Below are 19,953 nucleotides of genomic sequence, written 5' to 3'. Positions count from 1 at the left end.
AAAGTACGAAGTAACAAAGTAATTAGGAGGGAACGGGATGTTGAAGATACTCATAGCTGAAGACGATTTAGCCAGCAGAAAATATTTGTACAAATTATTATCAGAATATGGTGAGTGCGATCTGGTGGTTGATGGACTGGAAGCGATCGATGCCTATTTGATGTCGCTCAAGGAAGAGAGCCCTTATGAGCTGATCTGTCTCGATGTCATGATGCCGAAGGTCGATGGAGTCAGGGCGTTAAAGGCTATTCGGGATCTGGAAATACAAAAAGGGATTCCGTGTGAAAAACAAGCCAAGATCATTATGACGACCGTTCTGGCTGAATCGGATTATGTGCAAAAGGCCTTTGAATATGGGTGTGACGCGTATGCATCCAAACCCATCGATTCCGTCAAATTTCTGGAGGTCATGGAAAAGCTCGGAGTGGTGAAGAATACGAAATAGGTGCTTGATGAGCTAGTCTTCCTTGGTGATCTTAATCTCAATATCTCTGGGCAAAGCAAGGCCGCAGGCTGCTTCCGCACCTTTGATAATTGCGGTAGGAACTGGGCAGGCGGCATGCTTGCAGTATTGGCGCGCGATTTGAAAGACAGAGGTATCACCGATTTTGCCGAAGCATTCTTCATAACCATTGACTGTTTTCAGTTCTTCGCTTAAAGGTTTCAGGCTGGGGCATTCCGTAATAATCTTGATATTCGCATTCCTGCGCTCAGCGTTGACTTCAATATTGGTCATAAAGCCGCAGGCGCCGCCGTTAACAGATACCTTGATCATGGCTTCACATCCTTATATATTAGAATTATTATTAATGGCACCGCGACAGTAGGACGGTTATGAGCGGAAATCGTTGGCATATCTAACGCTGAGGATTTCTTGTTATACACTTGCTTCACTTCTGAAATTATACGGAGAGTAATTTAATGTTATTGGAACTTCAATATTTGACAGGGAACCTGTATTACCTTTTAATCTCAGCGTGATATTCCTGCAGGGACTTTAAGGTAATTCCAGATGCACCATTCGCGTCATAGGCGGCAATGCCTTTGGCGCTTGCCGCTGCAGCGGTCATCGTGGTGATATACGGGACCTTATACTTGATCGCCGCTTTGCGGATATAGGCATCCTCATGTTTGCTGCGTTTGCCGGACGGCGAATTGATCACCAGATGGATTTCCTTGTTGGTGATGCTATCCACGATGTTCGGACGGCCTTCATACAGCTTCTTGATTTTTTCGGCTTCGATTCCGTTTTCCAGTAGGAATTTGTGGGTCCCTTCCGTAGCCATAATCTTAAAGCCGATCTGGGTAAAATTCCTGGCTATCTCGAGCGCTGCGGGCTTATCGTCGTCATTGACGCTGATCAGCACAGTACCTGATTCCGGCAGTGGGGACTTGGTTGCTTCCTGCGCTTTGTAGTAAGCCAAACCAAACGAATCGGCTAGGCCGAGCACTTCACCGGTCGAACGCATTTCCGGTCCGAGCACAGGGTCAACTTCGGTAAACATATTAAACGGGAAGACTGCTTCCTTGACTCCGTAATAAGGTACTGTTTTGGAAGTCAAGTTTTTAACGGATGTTTCCTTGCCGTCATTGACAGCCATCATAATTTCGGTCGCGATCCGGGCCATGGAAATATTACAGACTTTGGATACGAGCGGTACAGTCCTTGAGGCTCTCGGATTTGCTTCCAGAACATAAACCTTGTCGTCGGCAATCGCATACTGCATGTTCATCAGTCCGATAACGTTCATCTCTTGGGCAATTTTTTTTGTGTATTCCACAATCGTCGCGAGATGTCTTTCAGGGATGCTGATCGGCGGGATGATGCAGGCGGAGTCCCCTGAGTGGATACCGGCAAGCTCGATATGTTCCATGACGGTCGGCACAAAAGCATCCTTGCCGTCCGCGATCGCGTCGGCTTCCGCTTCGATCGCGTTGCTCAGGAAACGGTCGATCAGAATCGGCCGGTCGGGCGTCACGCCTACCGCAGCTGCCATGTAACGGCTTAGCATCTCTGCGTCGTGAACAACTTCCATACCGCGTCCACCCAGAACAAATGAAGGACGGACCATCAAAGGATAACCAATCCGGTCAGCGATAACAAGCGCCTCTTCCAGGTTGACGGCCATTCCGGATTCCGGCATCGGAATATCCAGCTTTTCCATCATCTTACGGAATAAATCACGGTCTTCAGCCAGCGCGATGGTTTCCGGAGTTGTGCCAAGAATTTTGACACCGGCTTTTTTGAGCTCATCTGCAATGTTCAGTGGTGTCTGGCCGCCAAACTGCACGATTACGCCGAGCGGTTTTTCTTTTTCGTAGATGCTCAGGACATCTTCGACGGTAAGCGGTTCAAAATACAGTTTATCGGAGGTATCGTAGTCCGTGGAGACCGTTTCGGGATTGCAGTTTACGATGACGGTCTCGTAGCCAAGATCACGCAGCGCAAAGGCGGTATGCACGCAGCAGTAGTCGAACTCTATGCCCTGACCGATGCGGTTCGGTCCGCCGCCGAGGATCATTACCTTTGGCTGGTTGCTGCTTGTGGTCTTATCTGGGGCATTATAGGTAGAGAAATAATAGTAGGCATCTTCAACGCCGCTTACCGGAACAGCTTCCCAACCTTCCACTACCCCCAGGGCAACTCTCTGTTTGCGAATTTCCGCTTCACTTAAGTTTAAGAGCATTGCAAGGTAGCGGTCTGCAAAGCCGTCCTTTTTGGCCTGGGTCAGTAGTTCATCCGGCAGATTTTGGCCGCTGTATTTTAAGATTTCTTCTTCCAGCAGCACAAGTTCTCTCATTTGCTGCAGGAAGTAAGGCTTGATATAGGTCAAAGCGTATAGATCATGGATATCTGCGCCTTTGCGCAGCGCTTCGTAAAGGATAAACTGACGCTCGCTGGTCGGTTCAGTTAGCATGGCCATCAGTTCTTCCAGAGACCGCTGATGGAAATCTTTCGCAAAGCCCAGGCCGTAACGGTTGATCTCGAGAGAGCGAATAGACTTTTGCAGCGCTTCTTTATAATTTTTTCCGATGCTCATGACTTCGCCGACCGCGCGCATCTGGGTACCAAGCTTGTCCACCGAACCGGGAAATTTTTCGAAGGCCCAGCGTGCAAACTTGATAACGACGTAGTCGCCTGAAGGTGTGTATTTATCCAAAGAGCCGTCTCTCCAGTACGGTATTTCGTCCAGGGTCAACCCTGCCGCCAGCATGGAAGAGATCAGTGCAATCGGCAAACCTGTTGCTTTGGAGGCCAATGCTGAGGATCGGGAAGTACGCGGGTTGATCTCAATGATGACAACCCGACCGGTCTTCGGATCATGCGCAAACTGCACATTGGTGCCGCCAATGACTTCAATGGCTTCGACGACAGAATAAGAATATTTTTGCAGGCGCTCCTGAAGCTCAGGACTGATCGTCAGCATTGGGGCCGAACAAAAAGAATCGCCGGTGTGGACACCGATCGCATCGATATTTTCAATAAAACATACGGTGATCATCTGGTTTTTGGCATCACGGATGACTTCAAGCTCGAGTTCTTCCCAGCCAAGTACGGATTCTTCCACCAGAATCTGACCGACCAGGCTTGTGGCAATACCGCGGCTCGCAATTACGTTTAGTTCTTCAGCATTGTAAACCAGACCGCCGCCGGTTCCGCCCATGGTATAGGCCGGGCGGATAACCACCGGATACCCGAGTTCCTGGGCAATCGCTTCAGCCTCTTCTACGCTGTAGGCCGCTTTGCTGAGGGGCATTTCAATGCCGAGCCTGTTCATGGTTTCTTTGAAAGCAATTCGGTCTTCACCACGTTCAATCGCGTCCAGCTGAACGCCGATGACCTTAACGTTATACTTCGTAAGGACGCCTGCCTGGTGCAGCTCGGAGGAAAGGTTCAAGGCCGACTGACCGCCCAAATTTGGCAGCAGGGCATCGGGACGTTCTTTGGCAATGATTTTCGTCAGACTTTCAAGGTTTAATGGTTCAATATAGGTGACATCAGCAATTCCGGGATCTGTCATGATGGTGGCAGGATTGGAATTGACCAGTACAATCTTGTAGCCCAGTTTGCGAAGCGCTTTACAGGCCTGGGTTCCCGAATAGTCAAATTCGCAGGCTTGTCCAATCACAATGGGACCTGACCCAATAATCAGGATCTTATTAATGTCGGTTCTTTTTGGCATGTTGTATTTCCTTTCTTTATAAAAAATAAAGCTGAAATAGTGTATTTTTATGTAAAAGCCTCACAGCCATTTTATCAGAAAAAACAAGACAAGATGATGCTTTTCATAAAGAATTATGTATTCTATATACATAATAATCAAATGCCGTTAATGTCCAAAAGTATCGCTATAAAAGTATCTGCATAAAAGTATTTGTTATAAGAGTATATGCTTGCAGAAATCATCATTCTGAATTAATATATTACTAGCAGCTGTCCATAATCTGGAAACCAGCTAAACGTTAACGCAGTATGGTTGATGCGGCAATAACGATAAAAAGAATTGATAAGGAGAGAAGTATGAAAATATCTGAATTATTCAAAACCGGCAAGCCAACCTTGTCTTTTGAATATTTTCCCGCACGGACGGAAAAAAATGCAGAAATCCTTGAAAAGACGCTTGGTGTCTTAGCAGGTCTTAATCCGAGTTTTGTTTCGGTCACCTTCGGGGCAGGTGGTTCGACAAGGGAAGGATCTTATGAACTGGTCAAGAAATTGAAGCAGGAGAAAAAGCTCGAAGTTGTTGCATATCTGGCGGCTTATGGTTTAAGGCCGGACGAAGTGGCTGCAGTGCTGGATGCTTACCAGGACCTTGGGATTGAGAACATCCTGGCACTGCGTGGAGACCTGGGAAAAGACGGAGCGAAGGAAATTCCTGCGGATACCATTCACTACGCTTATGAACTCGTAACGTTTGCCAAAAAGAATTATAACTTTTGTATAGGGGTAGCAGGATATCCCGAAGGCCATCTTGAGGCGCCAAGTTTGGAAAAGGATATTGAATATTTAAGGTATAAGGTGGATCAAGGCGCGGATTTTGTCATTGCCAACTTCTTTCATGACAATATTTACTTCTATCATTTGATGGAGCGCTGCCAAAAGAGCGGCATTACTATTCCTGTTATTCCCGGCCTGATGCCTGTCTACAGTGTCAAAATGATGGAAATGCTTGCAGCAAACTGCGGGGCTACTATACCGGAACAATTGAAAAGAGGAATCGCTGCATTGCCGGAAGGTGATGCGGATGCCCTAGTGGAATTTGGTATTCAATACGCTGCGGCACAGTGCGAAGAGCTCCTCCAAGAAGGAGCCTGCGGCTTGCATTTCTACACGATGGACAGAAGCGAATCAACAGCCGGTATTGTTAAAATCCTGCGAGAGAAGGGCTTGCTGTAAGTATTATTTTTGAATAGGTTTATTTATTCTGTTCCGAAGATTGATCTTAGGACGAAAGTACTATCCTAAGGTCATTTTTTTATGATAATCAAGTATTTCTACAATTTTCGCAGGAAGTAAATGGTATAATTACTTTTACTCATTAAGATTTTAAGCCAAATACAAAGGGAGGAGATAACATATAAATTTTTAGTCAATTTCAACATGAAGATCTGTCTTAACAAAATTGACATTAATAAAAAGTTATAGCTTCACGGCAGTAAAACCATTAATATTTCCTTTCGTGATCTTCTTTTACATCAGGAGGAGGAAATCATTATGAAGATAAGAGTTTGGATCATTGACTGCATGGGGGAAAAAGCCAGACTCTGCCTGTCTGAGGACGACAATACGCCGGAAATATTAGCAGGACCAAAAGTCTTTGAAAATAAAAAAATGCTTGTTGAAGCAATTATCTATACAAAAAAGGAAGCAAGAAAATACTTATCTAGAAATAAGCTGATGGATCAATAGTTTACAGCTTATTTCCCAAGCAAAAGACTTCGTTTCAAATTAAATGAAACGAAGTCTTTGCTTTTTTATTCTTCTTTACTTCCTTTTTAGAAGATATCTTTGATGACTTTGAACACAACACCAACAATTTCGACATGATCAGGTTCCAAGGCCCGGTAGGTAGGGTTGGCCGGTTCCAGCGTAATTTTATTATCAACCTTGTAGAACCTTTTGCAGGTCACTTCTTCCCCGTTGATCCTGGCTATTACTGTCTGCCCGTTTTGGGCCGTTTGCTGTTTTCTTACCAGCACAAGGTCGCCGTTATTGATATCTAAATCAATCATCGAATCGCCTTTAATCTTCAAGGCAAAGACCAATTCATCTTCGCGGACAAACGAACGGGGAACCGGCAAATAATCTTCAATATCTTCGAAAGGAATGGCCGGGGTTCCGGCGGGGACTCGGCCGACGATTGGAACCATAGCAAGATCAGGAATGGTATGCCCGTTATTAAAATTCGGCAGTTCGTTCATCGCAGGGTTTTTGCCCAGCAGACTATCCAGAGAGATCCCAAAGAAATCAGAGACTTTCTGCAGAAATCTATAATCCGGTTCTCTTAAACCAAGTTCATATAAAGACAAAGCTGAACGCGATACCTCCAGGTGTAAGGCCAATTGGTTCTGCGTAATTTTCTTCGTCCCACGCAAATATTTTAAAGTTTCACCAAAACTCACATCATCACCTCTAAGAAAATATTCTACTCTACAATGAGTAGCAATTCAATAGGACAAAATATAAATAACAATATAAAATTCCAAAAATAGAAGTTGACTGCTACGCAATGTAGCAATATAATTAATATACGCTTTGAATTAAAGCGTAAGGACATTTGGTTGCGGGCAAAAAAGGGGTGTGAAGTTTTGCAGAAATCACAGATAACAGACACGGAGAACATGCTGAAAAATTACTATCGAAGCTTGAATGAACTGTGGGTAAAAAAGGCGATTATTGAAAACCTTAGAAAAAATGCTAATGAGATCAGAAATATTTTGCTGGATGTCAATGAACTGGTACCTTCCAGAGGGATTGTTACACAATATATGGCTGTTTCAGGCGGTTGTGTGTACGTTTGCGACAGGTCTGCGCAAAACTATTATGAATTTACTTCATCCGTAGAAAAATTTGAGAAGAGATTAGCTGCGTTGCTGCATCGCGGTGTCAAACTGAAGATTCAGATCATCTATCTTGAATCAGCCATTGAAGGGATCACTTATGCCTTAAGTCTACTTGATCCTGTTGACCGAACAATATGTGAGAAGTGTTACGGCCTTAAGGAGCACAGCAATCTTCAAATTGCCAAAGAACTTCGGATGGACGAAAAAACGATTCGGTACAGAAGAAAGAAAATTAATCAGAAACTCAATCTTTACCTGCAGGATTGTTTGTGTGTGAATCAATAACCAGTACCTGTCAGCCCTGAACCTTATATACCCTGGCGGCAGATTTCTCGTAATACCGCGTTGTCGTCATTATATAATCATTTTAGGGTTGACAAGGTGCTAGACATGCATAGAGATTTCCGAATTTTTTCCTGGCTTTTGCCGAATTAATCCTTGAAAATAACGTATGCTTGTTACAGTGTAAGTATTCTCCATAAAGAACATACAGGAACAACCGGAGAGGAGAGTGAACATGAACGACACCGCTATGAAAGGTATGGAAGCCGCCTTGCGAAGCTATTACCGGAAATTAGATGAATTGCAGGTCAAGAAAAGAGCTTTGGAAGCGGTGGAAAAGAATGCCGAAGATATCAGAAGAATATTATTGGATGTAAATCAGCTTATTCCTTCAAAAGGAACAGTTTCGAGTTATCGTCCCGTCACGGGAGGAGGAAGCGGCTTGGTCTGCGATCCAACTGCGCAAGCCTATGCGGAATTTACACGCTCCATGGAAAAATCGCAAAGGGAGCTTGTGATTTTGCTTGAAAAAAAGATTAGGCTAAAAATGGAGATCATGCATCTGGAATCCTCCATTGAGGGAATTGGTTTTGCGCTGAACTTGCTGGATCCTGTGGAACGGATGATTTGTGAACAGTATTATGGTTTAAAAAGAAAAAGTAATTTGCAAATTGGACTGGCGCTGAATATGGATGAAAAGACCATAAGATATCGCCGGAAAAATATTAACCAGAAACTCAGCGATTATTTGAAGGTAAAACACCTCGTTAAATCCGGCTAATCGCACAAAAATGAGACAAGCCACATATTATGCATAAGACCTGAGACTTTATGAATATTTATCTAATAAAGGACAGGTCTTATTTTCTTTGGTCTATCGGAAAGGTGGGAAAGCGGATGATGCCTTTAAAGTCAGCAAGCGTATCTTACCCCTATGGTGTCAGAAACAGTGTATATGGTAAAGGTTATCACCAGGGAATTGATCTGATTTCAGAAGACAGAGCGATATATGCTGCTGTTGCGGGTGCTGTCATTAAGGCAGCCTATGCCGGTGGTCAGGGTGCAGATCCGGCGGGGTGGGGAAATTACGTTATCCTGAGAACCAGGAATGGCAATTACGATCTGATCTATGCCCATCTTGCCTCCGTGAAGGTGACCCGCGGACAGACAGTCAATGAAGGTGCCATTCTCGGTATGATGGGCAGAACAGGGAACACCACCGGCCCTCATCTTCATTTTGAGGTCAGAAGAGCGCCCTGGACAAACAATAATGAAATTAATCCAGCTGTGTTTCTGGGGATAGAAAACAAAGAAGGACCCGTAAAAAATGTTTCTGAGAATTCATGTGAGGAGGGGAAAAAGGTGGTTCAAAACATTATTTTATGCAATCCAGGCCCGGATGAAAGAGCAGCAGCTTATCTGGCAGATCATTTAAAAGCACCGGTATGTTACCTCGCAAATGTGACAAAAGAATTCATTGACTGTGCAGAAAAAGTCTATGTGATCGGCAACAATTATCAGGCAGCAGAAAAATCAATCAATATCATCGGTGCGGACCGTTACGATACCTGTCAAAAAGTGCTTGATCTCTGTAAAGGCAAGTAAGGAGGAAGTTATGGATACTATTACGCTGCCCCAGACTTTTTTTACCCTGCAGGATCTTTCATCGCTCGGTGGTACAGTAATCGCTGTCTACGTCATTGTATCTTTTCTGAAAGATTACCTGAAAATATTGGGAAAGAGGATTTCCAAAGACGGGTCAGGGGACTGGATCGTGCGTCCGTCCTCTGTCCTAATTTCCTTCCTGATTATCATTTGGACACTGGTCATTCGGGAAGAGGTTAGTGCCGAAAACATTGGTCTGGCCGTCATTAATGCTTTTCTTGTCGCGTTGATCGCCGGAGCGGCCCATGACTATATTGTGGCTCCAACGAAGGAGAAAGCTGTTTTGCAGGCCATGGATAAAGAGAATCTGAAAAATAATCTTGAAAATCAAGGATCATCTGAGGCAAAAAACATATCTAATTCAAATAACATATCTGGATAAAAGGTTTCTAACGGATAAAGTTTTCCGAATTTTTTCCGGTTATTTGCCGATTTTGAAGCAAAATTTCGGGTATGCTGAGTACAGTGAGAATCACACCAAACATAGTTTGGCAACTTAATTGGAACGTCCTTGTAAGGGCGTTTTTATTTTAAGTATCTAAAACGGAGTGCCGGAGACGGCGGGTATGATGCAATCCAGAAGGCAGGGAGGGGCCGGGGGAACTCCGCCGTATTATTCCTTGCGGACGGATACTTATTATCACGAAGACGGCGTGACCGCCAAGGCAATCAAGACCTATCTCCTGACTTACGACCAGGATAATGCTTTGGTCAGCGAGGTGTTGCAATAAGAAAACGAAGGGAGGAAAGGACATGACGGTTGAAAATGAAAAGAGTAAGAAAGGACTTGAAGAAAGATTGAAAGAGCATGAAGAGACGCTTAAAAAGCATGATGAACGGCTGACGATCCTGGAATCTTCCTCGGTGCTGGAATCCAAGCGGCTGGATAGTTTGTGCGAGCAGTTGATGGAGTTTAGCTTTGATATCAAAGAGATGCTTAGCAGTCACGACGAAAGGATCAAAGAGCAGGAGATGGAGTGTGTCAAAAAAGAAAAAGATATTGAAAGTCTCGCCGGTTCGGTGAAAGCAGTCCTGTCCATTCTTCGATGGACTGCTACGACAGTATTCCTCCTGCTTGCAGGCTTTTTTATCTGGTACATTCAAATACGGCCCGCTTAGACCAAGAGCCCGCTTAGGCAGAGGAAGTTTAAGCGGGTATTTTTTTATTAAAATTTTGATAAATAAAAGTATATACAAGTTATTTTTTTAACAAAAAGGAATTGCTTTAATTGCGTCGAATATCCAATTAAAGTATAAATAATTGTTTGAATAAGGGGGGGAATAGAATGGTCTTACTTAAGGGACAAGATGCACTTGAGGCACTCTGCGGCATATTGCCTTACGTTGTGAAGGCTCTTCCTCCTGACATGGCCTTATACGTGACGGATGGGAAAAAGTATCTTCAGGTAGCCGAGGGAGAAGAGCTTAATATTGGTATTGAAGTCGGCAGTGAGATTATGGGAACAGCTACCGAAAAATGTATGAAAGAGAACAGGAAGACCGTGTTTAATGTCCGGACCGGGACACTGTTTCGCGGAGTAAATATACCGATACCTGATGAAAACGGAAGTCCTGTCGGGACGGTGGTATGTGCGACCGGAAGGAAGAAACAACAGGATGTTAATGAGGTAGCTGTACAGCTGTCCAATTATCTGGATCAGATTGCCTCAGCGGTTGAGGAGGTCGCCATGGGTGCCGGGAGACTGGCCGAAGTCGGTCAAGCCCTCTCCGTGAAAGCGCAGGAATCTAATCAGAAAATTGATGAAACTGAAGTCATTATCAACACCATTACAAACATCTCGAATCAGACGAATATGCTTGGCTTAAATGCCGCGATTGAATCGGCCCGGGCCGGGGAACACGGCCGCGGGTTCGGCGTAGTTGCCCAGGAAATCAGGAAGTTAGCCGAAAACAGTAAAAAAGCAGCAGAAGAAGTCCGGCAGATTATTGAGTCGATTTCTTCGGCGGTTACCGACATGACCAATGCAGCTGAAGAATCGGGACAGATCGCCCAGCAGCAGGCTGCGGCCACTCAGGAGAATGCAGCCACGATCGATCACCTGCGGAAACTGGCGGAGACGGTTAAAGATACGGCTGCCAAACTGTAAATAATAACCATGATTGAAAAAACACCTGGTATTACAGATGTCGAGGCGGGCACATTGTGTCGCTCTTCGGACTCTGTTATGCCGGGTTTTCTTTTTTGGATGAAGAAAAGGCAGACAAAAATAGGTTTGTCTGCGCAATTCTTACGGAATCTTATTACTTAAGGTTTATTTTATTAATGATGGCTTTTACTTGAGTTTAATAATCAGTTGACCGGATTTAACCTGCTGGCCTTCGCTGATTAGAATGCTTTCGATTTCTCCGTCCGTTGGGGCCATAATATTCGTCTCCATTTTCATGGCCTCAATGATCAGCATGCTTTGTTTATTGATAATTTTTTCGTTTTCTTTGACAAACACTTTGGAGATGATTCCGGTGATCGATGAGGCGATTTCCTTTGGATTATTCGGGTCTGCCATCAGTGTGACGGAGACCTTTTCTTTTTCTTCAAAGTTCCGGTCAAAGATCCGTACTTCTCTTCTATTACCGTTGATCTCGAAAAGCAGCGTCTTATAGCCTTCTTCATCCACATCGCGGACTTCAACCAGCTTCAAGATCATGGTCTTGCCTTCGTCAAGTTCGATTTCGCTGGTCTCGCCTTCTTTCAATCCGTAGAAAAAGACGTGGCTTTCCAGGTTATAGAGATGCCCGAATTCATCCAGGGATTTGAGGTAATCGCTGTATACTTTCGGATAAAGTGCATAGCTCAGGGCGTTCCGGATATTGGGCTCTATATGGTATTCTTCCTGGAGTTTCTTATTAATTTTTTCAAAATCAATCGATTCGAGGATTTCACCGGGCCGGCAGGTAATTGGATCCTGACCTTTCAGAACAATTTTTTGCAGTTCTTCTGGGAAACCACCCTCCGGCTGGCCTATCATCCCTTTGAAATAGTCGACGACCGAATCGGGAAACGCTAGGTTTTTTCCTTTTCCAAGCAGATTTTCTCTGGTCAGTCCGTTCTGGATCATAAAGATGGCCATATCTCCGACCACTTTGGAGGTAGGGGTAACCTTGACGATGTCACCGAGGATCTGATTGACCTCTATATACATCGCTTTGACTTCATCAAATTTGTGGCCAAGACCAAAACTTTCCACCTGCGGCTTCAGATTGGAATACTGGCCTCCAGGAATCTCATATTTGTATATTTCAGCAGTTCCAGATTTCAGTCCGGATTCAAACTGCTCATAGAACGTTCTGGCTTCACTCCAGTAATTACAGAGCTTTTGGATATCGTCGAGGTCCATTCCCGGATCCATCTTGGTATTGCGGAGTGCAGCGATAATTGAATCCATGGAAGGCTGGCTTGTAGTCCCTGCCATCGGACTGAGCGCCGCATCAACGATATCCACCCCTGCTTCAGCCGCCATCAGAATCGTGGCGACAGCGTTTCCGCTGGTATCATGTGTATGCAGGTGGATCGGAATGGATATTTCCTGCTTCAGGGCCTTGATCAGTTTAGTTGCGGCATAGGGTTTCAGCAGGCCGGACATATCTTTGATGCCAAGTATATGGGCACCCATCTTCTCAATTTCCTTCGCCATCTTCAGGTAATAGTTCAGCGAGTATTTTTCTTTGCTTTCATCGAGGATATCCCCGGTATAGCATAAACATACTTCTGCTATTTTTCCGGTCTTCATCACTTCGTCAAAAGCCACTTCCATACCTTTCAGCCAGTTCAGGCTGTCAAAGATCCTGAAGATATCGATACCTTGCGTTGCGGCTTCCTGGATAAAGGCTCGGATCAGGTTGTCGGGATAGTTCGTATATCCTACGGCATTGGCGCCGCGGATCAGCATCTGGAACGGGATATTTGGGATGAGCTGTCTGAGTTTTTGCAGCCTGCGCCAGGGTGATTCCCGTAAAAAGCGGTAGGCAACATCAAACGTGGCTCCGCCCCACATTTCCATGGAAAACAGATCACTGGCCAGGACGGAAGTTGCTTCGGCAATTGACACAAGATCCTTGGTTCGAACCCGGGTTGCCAGCAGGGACTGGTGCGCGTCCCGGAAGGTCGTGTCGGTCAGCAGTAGTTTGTTCTGGTCTTTGACCCAGGATACGAAGCTGTCAGCGCCGCGCTGCTGCAGGATGTCTCTGATTCCTGTACGTTCGGAAGGCAGTTCTATCTTTGGCACTGGGGCGATGTTATAGTCTTTCTTGGTGCTCTTGACTTCGTTGACAATCTTTTCGCCGATATATTTCAGAAGCTTTGTTTCGTAATCCTTTTTGGGTTTGATGTCAAAAAGCTCCGGCGTATCATCGATAAAATGGGTATCACATTCTCCGCTTAAGAATTTCTCGTGGTTCATGACATTAATAAGGAAGGCTTCGTTGGTCTTGACCCCTTTGACATTCATTTCTTTAACAGAACGGATTGCTTTTTGCGTGGTTCCTTCAAACGTTCTGGCCCAGGAGATAATTTTAACGAGCAGGCTGTCATAGTAAGGTGAGATGTTCGCGCCGGTGTAGCCATTCCCGCCGTCGAGCCGGATGCCGAAACCGGAACTCGTCCGGTATACGTCAATTTTCCCTGTATCCGGCATAAAGTTTGAGAGCGGATCTTCCGTGGTAATTCTGCACTGGATCGAGTATCCGCGCGGAACAACCGATTCCTGGGACGAAATTCCGATTTCTTTCGAATTTAGCGGGTAGCCCTGAGCGACCAGAATTTGGCTTTGAACAATATCGATCCCTGTCGTCATCTCAGTGATTGTGTGCTCGACTTGAATCCGGGGATTCATTTCAATAAAATAGTGGTTGCCATGCTTGTCAACCAGAAACTCCGCAGTGCCTGCATTAACATAATTGACAGCTCTGGAAAGTTTAAGCGCATCCTGGTACAGGCGATCTCTGACTTCCTGGGGAATCGAAAAAGCCGGCGTGAATTCGAGAATTTTCTGATGGCGGCGCTGCACGGAGCAGTCCCGCTCATACAGATGAACGATATTGCCGTACTTGTCGGCCAGAATTTGGACTTCAATGTGTTTAGGTCTTTCTAGGTATTTCTCAATGAAAATATCTTCAATACCAAAAGCCTTCTTAGCCTCTGTTCTGGCATTATTAAATTCACGCTCCAGGTCCTTTTCACTGTAGACGACGCGCATTCCTCTTCCGCCGCCGCCTGCTGCCGCTTTCAGAATCACGGGATATCCATATTTCTCGGCAAAGACCACAGCTTCGTCCACGGAAGTCATCGGTTTGTCCACGCCGGGAATGACAGGAACGCCTACGCTTTGAGCCAGCAGTTTGGATTTGATTTTATCCCCGAGATTTTCGAGTGTATGAACAGACGGTCCGATATAAACAATACCGGCTTCCTCACACTTTTCCGCGAATTCCGGGTTTTCTGATAAGAAGCCATAGCCGGGATGAATGGCGTCAACGCCCTTTTTTAAGGCGAGGTTAATAATTTCACCAATGCTTAAATATACTTCGATCGGTTTCTTTTTCTCACCAATCAGGTAGGATTCATCCGCTTTTGCTCTGAACAAGGCATATTTGTCTTCCTCCGAGTAAATAGCAACGGTTCTGATCCCAAGCTCTTTGCAGGCCCGAAAAACCCTGATCGCAATTTCTCCCCTGTTTGCGACCAGCACTTTATTAAAATTCTGTATTTTCATTTGGTATCTCCTTTGGTCTTGAAATCAATCATCTTATTCCTACTATTATAAGGCATTGAGGGTGCGGTAAAAAGTCCTTCAGAAAAAAAATACCGGAATACAGAATTAATTGTACAAATAATCCAAGTTTTCACCAATATGATTTTGTTAAAATAGCAGAAATTCTTTGCAACGCAAACGGATACGCCAATTGTCAGATCTTAAGCATGAGGGTTTTGTTTATTTCTTTTGCTTTTCGCTTTGCTGTGCTTCTTGCAAAGACTTTTGAAGTGCAGCAATATTGGCCAGCGTGATTTTCCCTTTAATTTGCACAAGCTGCGTATTTTGTTCCTGGACCACCTTTTCAAGCTCCAGAATGGACATGTCCAGCTTGCCGGAATCATCCTGCTGTTTTCCTTCCAGCGCGTTATTCAGCATGGCCCAGGATGATTTAAGTTCTTTGATGGCGACTGATGCTTTTCCCCAGTCTTTAGACTCAGCGAATAAAATGGTGCTTCGGCTGAAATAGATGATATTCTTAATTTCGGGAGAAATATTGGTTTTATAAAGCGCGTAAACATTTGGAATCTTTGCGTATAGGGCGTTTAAGGCCAGCATGATTTTCATTTTATCTTTGGTCGTCACGGATTCTGTAAGATTATTCAGGGAATTGCTAAAATCCTCAGTAAGTTTTTTGGGAGCGCCTTTTTTATTAATTTCGGGCATAATCTCATTCCATAGATAATGGAGTTTGTTAATTTCGAGTGCTGCCTGCTGGAACGGATCAGCAACCTGATTCGTATTTGTTTGCCCGGAGGAACTCTTACCCGACTGCTCTTTCTGCTGGCTGCCCCCTTCGGTTTGATTCTGGCCGTTCGTTTGGCTCTGACTGCTGCCTGCTTGATTCTGCTCACCGGTTTGAGTTTGTTCACTCTGACCGTTTGCTTCTCCTGAAACAAGGGACGGCCCTTTTAATACGCCGAAGATCTTTTCGATTGATGCCTCGACGTCTTCAAGCTGTTTAGGAATTGCTTCGGACTTTTCGGATTTTTCGGGCTGCTTGCCTGTAATTTTATTCATCATGCTGCATCCCGGAAAAAACAATAAAGAAATGATAAAAAAGCAGATTAATCTTGTAGACCAATTCCTACTTTTTATTGTAAAATATCCCATATAAATACTTCCTTTGTTACTTTTTTCTGTTATTATTTGCAGTTTCTTGCTTCTTATTCTTAAGAAACTTATTGAATTAATGCCAAAGTTCTGAAATAATGGAAAGGAATATATAAAAACTGTTTACACAAGTGAGCATATTTTTGAACACTATCGGCATTTGTGGAAAGAGGTAGAAAAAATGGGATTCAGTAAGTCAATTATTCAGTCGACGATGATTAAGATAACTCTGCTCATCTTCGGGATCATGGTTATTTTATACTTTTTTATCGCAAATATTTATTGGGATGAAGAAGTATTAAAGAAAGAGTTTGAACTGATGAGTGCAGCGTCAGTTTTAGAAAATAAGATCCAAGCGCACTATACGGACATCAAGCTTTACGAAGATGATCGCAATCTTTCTGACGAAGAAAAGATAACAGAAATGAATGCGTTGCTCGGCCAGGATGTTGCCGATCTTTCCGCGAAGTACTCCAATATTCGCATGGGCTATTTTGACAAGGAAATGGATCAGAATATTATTTTTGCACCTAGTGTGGAATCCGTTGTTAAGGATCAGCTTAATGCCGAGTTCTTCCGGCTTTTTCAATCTGGGAATGCAGAATTTATCAATGAAGCGGGCGTTATTGACTGGAACGGCCAAGGCATTATTGCGGTTGCTGTACCGCTGTATTACCAGAATACAGTGATTGGTTACACCTGGGCCGAAATAGGGACCGATAATATCTTTTATCTGTCATCGTTCAAATATGCTAAAGTGCTGGTCCCAAGCATTATTCTCTGGATCATTGTGCTGGCCATTATTAAAAAGAATATTGTCAGAATCAAGGCTTCATTAGAGTCATTTGCCCATACAATTAAAAGCAACAGTCTGGAAAGCGTGGAGGACCTGGAAAGGCTGCCGGAACTCCAACCGGTATTTGAAGAGATCAGAAATCACCTGGAAAGCTTGTATCAATTGAATGTTGAATTGGAAAGCTCCAATGATAAGCTCCTGACCATCATGGAAGGCATTGGCGATGGATTCTTCGCGTTGGACAAGGAGTGGTGCTTTACCTATGTCAATAAAGAGATGAAGAAAAACATGGGACACGATCGTGAAGACCTGATTGGAAGAAATATTTGGGACGTTTACAGTGTATTAGCTGATTCTGCAACGCGTGTCAACCTGAGACAGGCTTTAGAAGAGAATATATCCCTGCATTGGGAGGAATATATCTCTCCGGAAAATAAATATTTCCAGTATCATGCCTACCCGTTTAAACAAGGCCTCACAGTTTTTGTCAGGAATATCACTGAGCTGAAACAAAGAGACAAGGAAATGCAGCGCCTGGAGCGGCTCAACCTGATCGGACAAATGGCGGCAGGGATCAGCCACGAAGTCAGAAATCCGCTGAGTACGGTCAGGGGCTTTCTGCAACTGCTGGAGGGCCAGTCTGATTCGGAACTTAAGATAGAATACATGGATCTGATGATTACGGAGATTGACAGAGCCAATGAGATTCTTACCGATTTTCTATCTGTGGCCAAAGTTAGTGCTGAAGGAACAAAAGAGGAGAATATCAACAACATTATCAACAGGTTGTATCCGATGCTGCAGGCTGATGCGCATAGTTCAGACAAAGAGCTGCTCTTGGAATTAATGGATATTCCAAGCATTGATCTCAATGAATCAGAGATTAAACAACTTATCCTTAATTTAGTCCGAAATGCTCTGGAAGAGACTGCTACGAAGGGAAAGGTCTACATCAAAACGTACCGGGTTCAGGAAGGGGTCGTTCTGGCAATCCAAGATCATGGCATAGGAATTCCTCAGAGTGTTCAGGATACCTTGGGTACACCGTTCGTTACGACGAAAGAGAATGGGACAGGCTTAGGCCTTGCGATTTCTTTAGGTATTGTACGCAGACACCAAGCCAGGCTTGAATTTCTGACAGGGGAGGAGGGGACTACGTTTTTTATAACTTTCCCGCTTAATAATTATAGCAGTAATGAAAATGAGCAGATCTAATGATTGAACTGCCAGACTAGAAAAAAACTATAGGACTTATGAAATATTTTTAAGATTATTAAAGGAAAAATGCCAAAACTGTAGAAACTAAATACATATAATGCCAAAGGAGGAAATCGATGAAGATTCCAATAATAGCACTCATTTTGCAAGGAATACCGGAACAGATCGCTGTTGTTACTTTAGCCTATGTTATTGCGGGTATGCCTTTTGCATGGAAAAAAATTGTTTCCATGGGGATAATTTTGGCTTTGACCTCTTATTTACTTCGATTTTTTCCAATCCTGTTTGGTTTACACACTGTGATTATGTTGGTCCTTTTATTTATTCTTTTGTTTTTTGGGGGCAAGAGTAATTTTTATGCTGGTTTGGTTGCAAGCCTTCTTGGCTTTTTAGCCTTAATTATTAGTGAGACAGTTTGTTTGTCTTTGTTAATGCCATTATTTCACGTTTCAGCTGAGATGCTAAACACAGATGTTGGATTAAGGATACTGATTACTTTACCTCAAGTATTTGTTTTATTCATAGCGAGTTTAATTATTTTAAAAATAAAAAAAGGTGTTAAAAGATAGGTATACCAGGAGGGAAGAAAATGGATCTCTCTCAAATCAGTGAGCGTATTTCCCGTAATCTGACAGCTGAATTAGATTTTGATGACGATAAAAAAGAGATCATTGCTTATGGTATTGAGTCACTTGTTTTAACAGTGTTGGGTTTTTTGGCAATAATGGGAATGGCCTTTCTTTTTAAAGCCTTGGTACCCACGGTCATCGCTGCTGTTTTCGGGGGATTTCTACGGAGAGTATCCGGTGGGGCTCATTTCGACACGCCGCTAAAGTGCCTGGCTTTTGGGGCGGTAGTTTATTCTATTCTTGGTGTTATTGCCAAGGAAATTGTTAACTACGGTTTCCAGAGCTCCGGTTTTCTCCTGGCCTTTTTACTGTTTTCTTTGGCCCTAGTTGCTATTCTTGCCCCGGTGGACTGTGAGGCCAAACCTATTCACTCTCAAAATTTCAGAAGAAAACTTAAGATTATTTCCATAGGTTTTGTTATCCTGACGATTGGTGTAGTGTTAGTCAGTCATAACTTCCTGGTGAATACCAGTGCAGTATTGGGGATCGTTTTCCAGACGATGACCCTTCTGCCTGTATTTAATAAAAAAAGGGGGATAACAACATGAAAAAAATTCTCTACACACTGATGGCGTCCATGCTTGTACTTCTCGCTACTGCAAGTTCTGTATTTGCCTGTGGTTATTGGGCTTATCAGCCAAAGACACCAAAGTCACTGCAAAAATAAAAAAATGAGGCGGGTTTCCCGCCTCATTTTTTATCCTTACAATTTTTGACGCTTGTAACAGAATAAATCTTCAGTGGGAGTGTAAGAAATGTCTTTAAGAATTCGGGAACCGGTCAATTCAATGTCCCATATGCTCGGAGCTGTACTTTCGCTCTCCGGGCTGGTTCTGCTTCTGCTGCGGTCGCTGGAACACGACAGTATGGCCTATTTAGGTTCTGCCCTAGTCTTTGGGGGGAGTCTTATTCTGCTTTATTCTGCTTCGATGATCTATCACTGGGTAGTCTCCAGCGCACAGGTCATCCGTACGCTGCGGAAAATCGATCATTGTATGATCTATGTTCTGATCGCGGGTACATATACCCCGATTTGTCTGATCACATTGCAGGGTGCGCTGGGAATGGGCTTGCTGATCGGGGTCTGGACGCTGGCCGTTTTAGGGATCGTCCTGAAGCTTGTCTGGTTCAATGCTCCTCGCTGGTTATATACCGCTTTCTATTTGCTTCTGGGCTGGATTGCCATATTTTTTATTTACCCAATTTCTCTGGCTATTCCTGGCCAGGGCTTATTCCTTCTAATCTTAGGAGGACTGTTATATTCTGTAGGATCGGTCTTTTATGCTGTGAAACCTCAGTGGATCAGGTTGGGGAAGTTTGGGTTCCATGAAATATTTCATCTTTTTATCTTAGCAGGGAGTATTGTGCATTATTTTTTTATTTACCGGTATGTTATGGGTTAACACAATCATAGAGG

The 19,953-nt window shown here is 44.0% G+C and carries 20 protein-coding genes; 15 read left to right on the top strand and 5 right to left on the bottom strand.

All coding sequences use genetic code 11. The annotated features are described in order from the left end of the window. Window positions 1–37 precede the first annotated feature (37 nt). A complete protein-coding gene (locus OKX56_RS01090) occupies window positions 38–445 on the top strand; it encodes a response regulator (RefSeq protein ID WP_038603138.1) in 408 nt (135 codons plus the stop codon). A 12-nt stretch (window positions 446–457) separates the two neighbouring features. On the opposite strand, the gene OKX56_RS01085 is transcribed toward OKX56_RS01090, so the two are convergent. Both OKX56_RS01085 and carB read right to left on the bottom strand, forming a co-directional pair. Continuing rightward, a complete protein-coding gene (locus tag OKX56_RS01085; protein ID WP_025205335.1) occupies window positions 458–775 on the bottom strand; it encodes a DUF6951 family protein in 318 nt (105 codons plus the stop codon). 184 nt (window positions 776–959) lie between these two features. Further along, window positions 960–4,184 carry a carbamoyl-phosphate synthase large subunit gene (gene carB, locus OKX56_RS01080; RefSeq protein ID WP_287895331.1) on the bottom strand — a complete coding sequence of 1,075 codons (3,225 nt, stop codon included), beginning with the start codon at window positions 4,182–4,184 and terminating at the stop codon, window positions 960–962. A gap of 338 nt (window positions 4,185–4,522) precedes the next feature. Here carB and OKX56_RS01075 point away from each other — a divergent pair, with 338 nt between their 5' ends. Further along, window positions 4,523–5,398 carry a methylenetetrahydrofolate reductase gene (locus tag OKX56_RS01075; protein WP_068883390.1) on the top strand — a complete coding sequence of 292 codons (876 nt, stop codon included), beginning with the start codon at window positions 4,523–4,525 and terminating at the stop codon, window positions 5,396–5,398. A gap of 318 nt (window positions 5,399–5,716) precedes the next feature. After that, complete coding sequence (locus OKX56_RS01070) at window positions 5,717–5,911, top strand: hypothetical protein (protein ID WP_020492187.1); 195 nt, start codon at window positions 5,717–5,719, stop codon at window positions 5,909–5,911. Between the two features lie 86 nt (window positions 5,912–5,997). On the opposite strand, the gene lexA is transcribed toward OKX56_RS01070, so the two are convergent. Then, window positions 5,998–6,624, bottom strand: coding sequence for a transcriptional repressor LexA (gene lexA / locus OKX56_RS01065; protein WP_068883394.1), 627 nt, complete (start codon window positions 6,622–6,624; stop codon window positions 5,998–6,000). A 186-nt stretch (window positions 6,625–6,810) separates the two neighbouring features. On the opposite strand from lexA, the gene OKX56_RS01060 reads away from it, so the two are divergent. The 7 genes from OKX56_RS01060 (at window position 6,811) to OKX56_RS01030 (ending at window position 11,120) form a co-directional block, all read left to right on the top strand. After that, window positions 6,811–7,350, top strand: coding sequence for a hypothetical protein (locus OKX56_RS01060; RefSeq protein ID WP_287895327.1), 540 nt, complete (start codon window positions 6,811–6,813; stop codon window positions 7,348–7,350). A 232-nt stretch (window positions 7,351–7,582) separates the two neighbouring features. Further along, window positions 7,583–8,128: a hypothetical protein gene (locus OKX56_RS01055; RefSeq protein ID WP_068883396.1), complete on the top strand. Its 546-nt coding sequence runs from the start codon at window positions 7,583–7,585 to the stop codon at window positions 8,126–8,128. Window positions 8,129–8,244: 116 nt separating this feature from the next. Further along, complete coding sequence (locus OKX56_RS01050; protein WP_287895324.1) at window positions 8,245–8,952, top strand: M23 family metallopeptidase; 708 nt, start codon at window positions 8,245–8,247, stop codon at window positions 8,950–8,952. 10 nt (window positions 8,953–8,962) lie between these two features. Beyond that, window positions 8,963–9,394, top strand: a complete 432-nt coding sequence (locus tag OKX56_RS01045; RefSeq protein WP_287895322.1) for a hypothetical protein — start codon at window positions 8,963–8,965, stop codon at window positions 9,392–9,394. Window positions 9,395–9,578: 184 nt separating this feature from the next. Continuing rightward, window positions 9,579–9,743, top strand: coding sequence for a hypothetical protein (locus OKX56_RS01040; RefSeq protein WP_019225098.1), 165 nt, complete (start codon window positions 9,579–9,581; stop codon window positions 9,741–9,743). Between the two features lie 22 nt (window positions 9,744–9,765). Further along, a complete protein-coding gene (locus OKX56_RS01035) occupies window positions 9,766–10,131 on the top strand; it encodes a hypothetical protein (protein WP_019225099.1) in 366 nt (121 codons plus the stop codon). A gap of 167 nt (window positions 10,132–10,298) precedes the next feature. Next, a complete protein-coding gene (locus OKX56_RS01030) occupies window positions 10,299–11,120 on the top strand; it encodes a methyl-accepting chemotaxis protein (protein WP_025205344.1) in 822 nt (273 codons plus the stop codon). Window positions 11,121–11,306: 186 nt separating this feature from the next. Here the strand turns inward: OKX56_RS01030 and OKX56_RS01025 are convergent, their stop codons facing one another. Together OKX56_RS01025 and OKX56_RS01020 are read right to left on the bottom strand one after the other, a co-directional pair. Then, on the bottom strand, window positions 11,307–14,741 hold the full coding sequence (locus OKX56_RS01025) for a pyruvate carboxylase (protein WP_019225102.1): 3,435 nt from the start codon (window positions 14,739–14,741) through the stop codon (window positions 11,307–11,309). Window positions 14,742–14,960: 219 nt separating this feature from the next. Next, window positions 14,961–15,803, bottom strand: a complete 843-nt coding sequence (locus OKX56_RS01020; protein ID WP_025205345.1) for a hypothetical protein — start codon at window positions 15,801–15,803, stop codon at window positions 14,961–14,963. 271 nt (window positions 15,804–16,074) lie between these two features. Here OKX56_RS01020 and OKX56_RS01015 point away from each other — a divergent pair, with 271 nt between their 5' ends. The 5 genes from OKX56_RS01015 to trhA all read left to right on the top strand — a co-directional run bounded on the left by OKX56_RS01015 (window position 16,075) and on the right by trhA (window position 19,939). Further along, window positions 16,075–17,904 (top strand): two-component system sensor histidine kinase NtrB, encoded by a 1,830-nt coding sequence (locus tag OKX56_RS01015; protein ID WP_287895318.1) that lies wholly within the window; start codon window positions 16,075–16,077, stop codon window positions 17,902–17,904. Between the two features lie 119 nt (window positions 17,905–18,023). Further along, window positions 18,024–18,476 (top strand): hypothetical protein, encoded by a 453-nt coding sequence (locus OKX56_RS01010; protein WP_019225105.1) that lies wholly within the window; start codon window positions 18,024–18,026, stop codon window positions 18,474–18,476. Between the two features lie 20 nt (window positions 18,477–18,496). Continuing rightward, entirely contained in the window at window positions 18,497–19,084 is a 588-nt protein-coding gene (locus tag OKX56_RS01005; protein WP_019225106.1) for an accessory gene regulator ArgB-like protein, read from the top strand. Beyond that, window positions 19,081–19,203, top strand: a complete 123-nt coding sequence (locus OKX56_RS01000; RefSeq protein WP_019225107.1) for a cyclic lactone autoinducer peptide — start codon at window positions 19,081–19,083, stop codon at window positions 19,201–19,203. Before OKX56_RS01005 ends, OKX56_RS01000 begins: the two co-directional genes overlap by 4 nt. Window positions 19,204–19,291: 88 nt before the next feature. Beyond that, window positions 19,292–19,939: a PAQR family membrane homeostasis protein TrhA gene (trhA, locus tag OKX56_RS00995; protein WP_019225108.1), complete on the top strand. Its 648-nt coding sequence runs from the start codon at window positions 19,292–19,294 to the stop codon at window positions 19,937–19,939. The last annotated feature ends 14 nt before the right edge of the window (window positions 19,940–19,953 follow it).

This window comes from Dehalobacter sp. (assembly GCF_030063005.1).
GTDB lineage: Bacteria > Bacillota > Desulfitobacteriia > Desulfitobacteriales > Syntrophobotulaceae > Dehalobacter > Dehalobacter restrictus.
The sequence above is the reverse complement of the archived record's forward strand: the minus strand, read 5'-3'. Positions and strand labels throughout refer to the sequence as shown.

Bases quoted from the DNA above. Each gene is read 5' to 3' on its own strand.
- trhA (WP_019225108.1), top strand. From the start codon at position 19,292: ATGTCTTTAAGAATTCGGGAACCGGTCAATTCAATGTCCCATATGCTC.
- OKX56_RS01050 (WP_287895324.1), top strand. From the start codon at position 8,245: ATGATGCCTTTAAAGTCAGCAAGCGTATCTTACCCCTATGGTGTCAGA.
- OKX56_RS01055 (WP_068883396.1), top strand. From the start codon at position 7,583: ATGAACGACACCGCTATGAAAGGTATGGAAGCCGCCTTGCGAAGCTAT.
- OKX56_RS01000 (WP_019225107.1), top strand. From the start codon at position 19,081: ATGAAAAAAATTCTCTACACACTGATGGCGTCCATGCTTGTACTTCTC.
- OKX56_RS01085 (WP_025205335.1), bottom strand. From the start codon at position 775: ATGATCAAGGTATCTGTTAACGGCGGCGCCTGCGGCTTTATGACCAAT.
- OKX56_RS01040 (WP_019225098.1), top strand. From the start codon at position 9,579: ATGATGCAATCCAGAAGGCAGGGAGGGGCCGGGGGAACTCCGCCGTAT.
- OKX56_RS01075 (WP_068883390.1), top strand. From the start codon at position 4,523: ATGAAAATATCTGAATTATTCAAAACCGGCAAGCCAACCTTGTCTTTT.
- OKX56_RS01090 (WP_038603138.1), top strand. From the start codon at position 38: ATGTTGAAGATACTCATAGCTGAAGACGATTTAGCCAGCAGAAAATAT.
- OKX56_RS01070 (WP_020492187.1), top strand. From the start codon at position 5,717: ATGAAGATAAGAGTTTGGATCATTGACTGCATGGGGGAAAAAGCCAGA.
- OKX56_RS01020 (WP_025205345.1), bottom strand. From the start codon at position 15,803: ATGATGAATAAAATTACAGGCAAGCAGCCCGAAAAATCCGAAAAGTCC.
- OKX56_RS01025 (WP_019225102.1), bottom strand. From the start codon at position 14,741: ATGAAAATACAGAATTTTAATAAAGTGCTGGTCGCAAACAGGGGAGAA.
- OKX56_RS01045 (WP_287895322.1), top strand. From the start codon at position 8,963: ATGGATACTATTACGCTGCCCCAGACTTTTTTTACCCTGCAGGATCTT.
- OKX56_RS01035 (WP_019225099.1), top strand. From the start codon at position 9,766: ATGACGGTTGAAAATGAAAAGAGTAAGAAAGGACTTGAAGAAAGATTG.
- OKX56_RS01010 (WP_019225105.1), top strand. From the start codon at position 18,024: ATGAAGATTCCAATAATAGCACTCATTTTGCAAGGAATACCGGAACAG.
- OKX56_RS01005 (WP_019225106.1), top strand. From the start codon at position 18,497: ATGGATCTCTCTCAAATCAGTGAGCGTATTTCCCGTAATCTGACAGCT.
- carB (WP_287895331.1), bottom strand. From the start codon at position 4,184: ATGCCAAAAAGAACCGACATTAATAAGATCCTGATTATTGGGTCAGGT.
- OKX56_RS01030 (WP_025205344.1), top strand. From the start codon at position 10,299: ATGGTCTTACTTAAGGGACAAGATGCACTTGAGGCACTCTGCGGCATA.
- OKX56_RS01015 (WP_287895318.1), top strand. From the start codon at position 16,075: ATGGGATTCAGTAAGTCAATTATTCAGTCGACGATGATTAAGATAACT.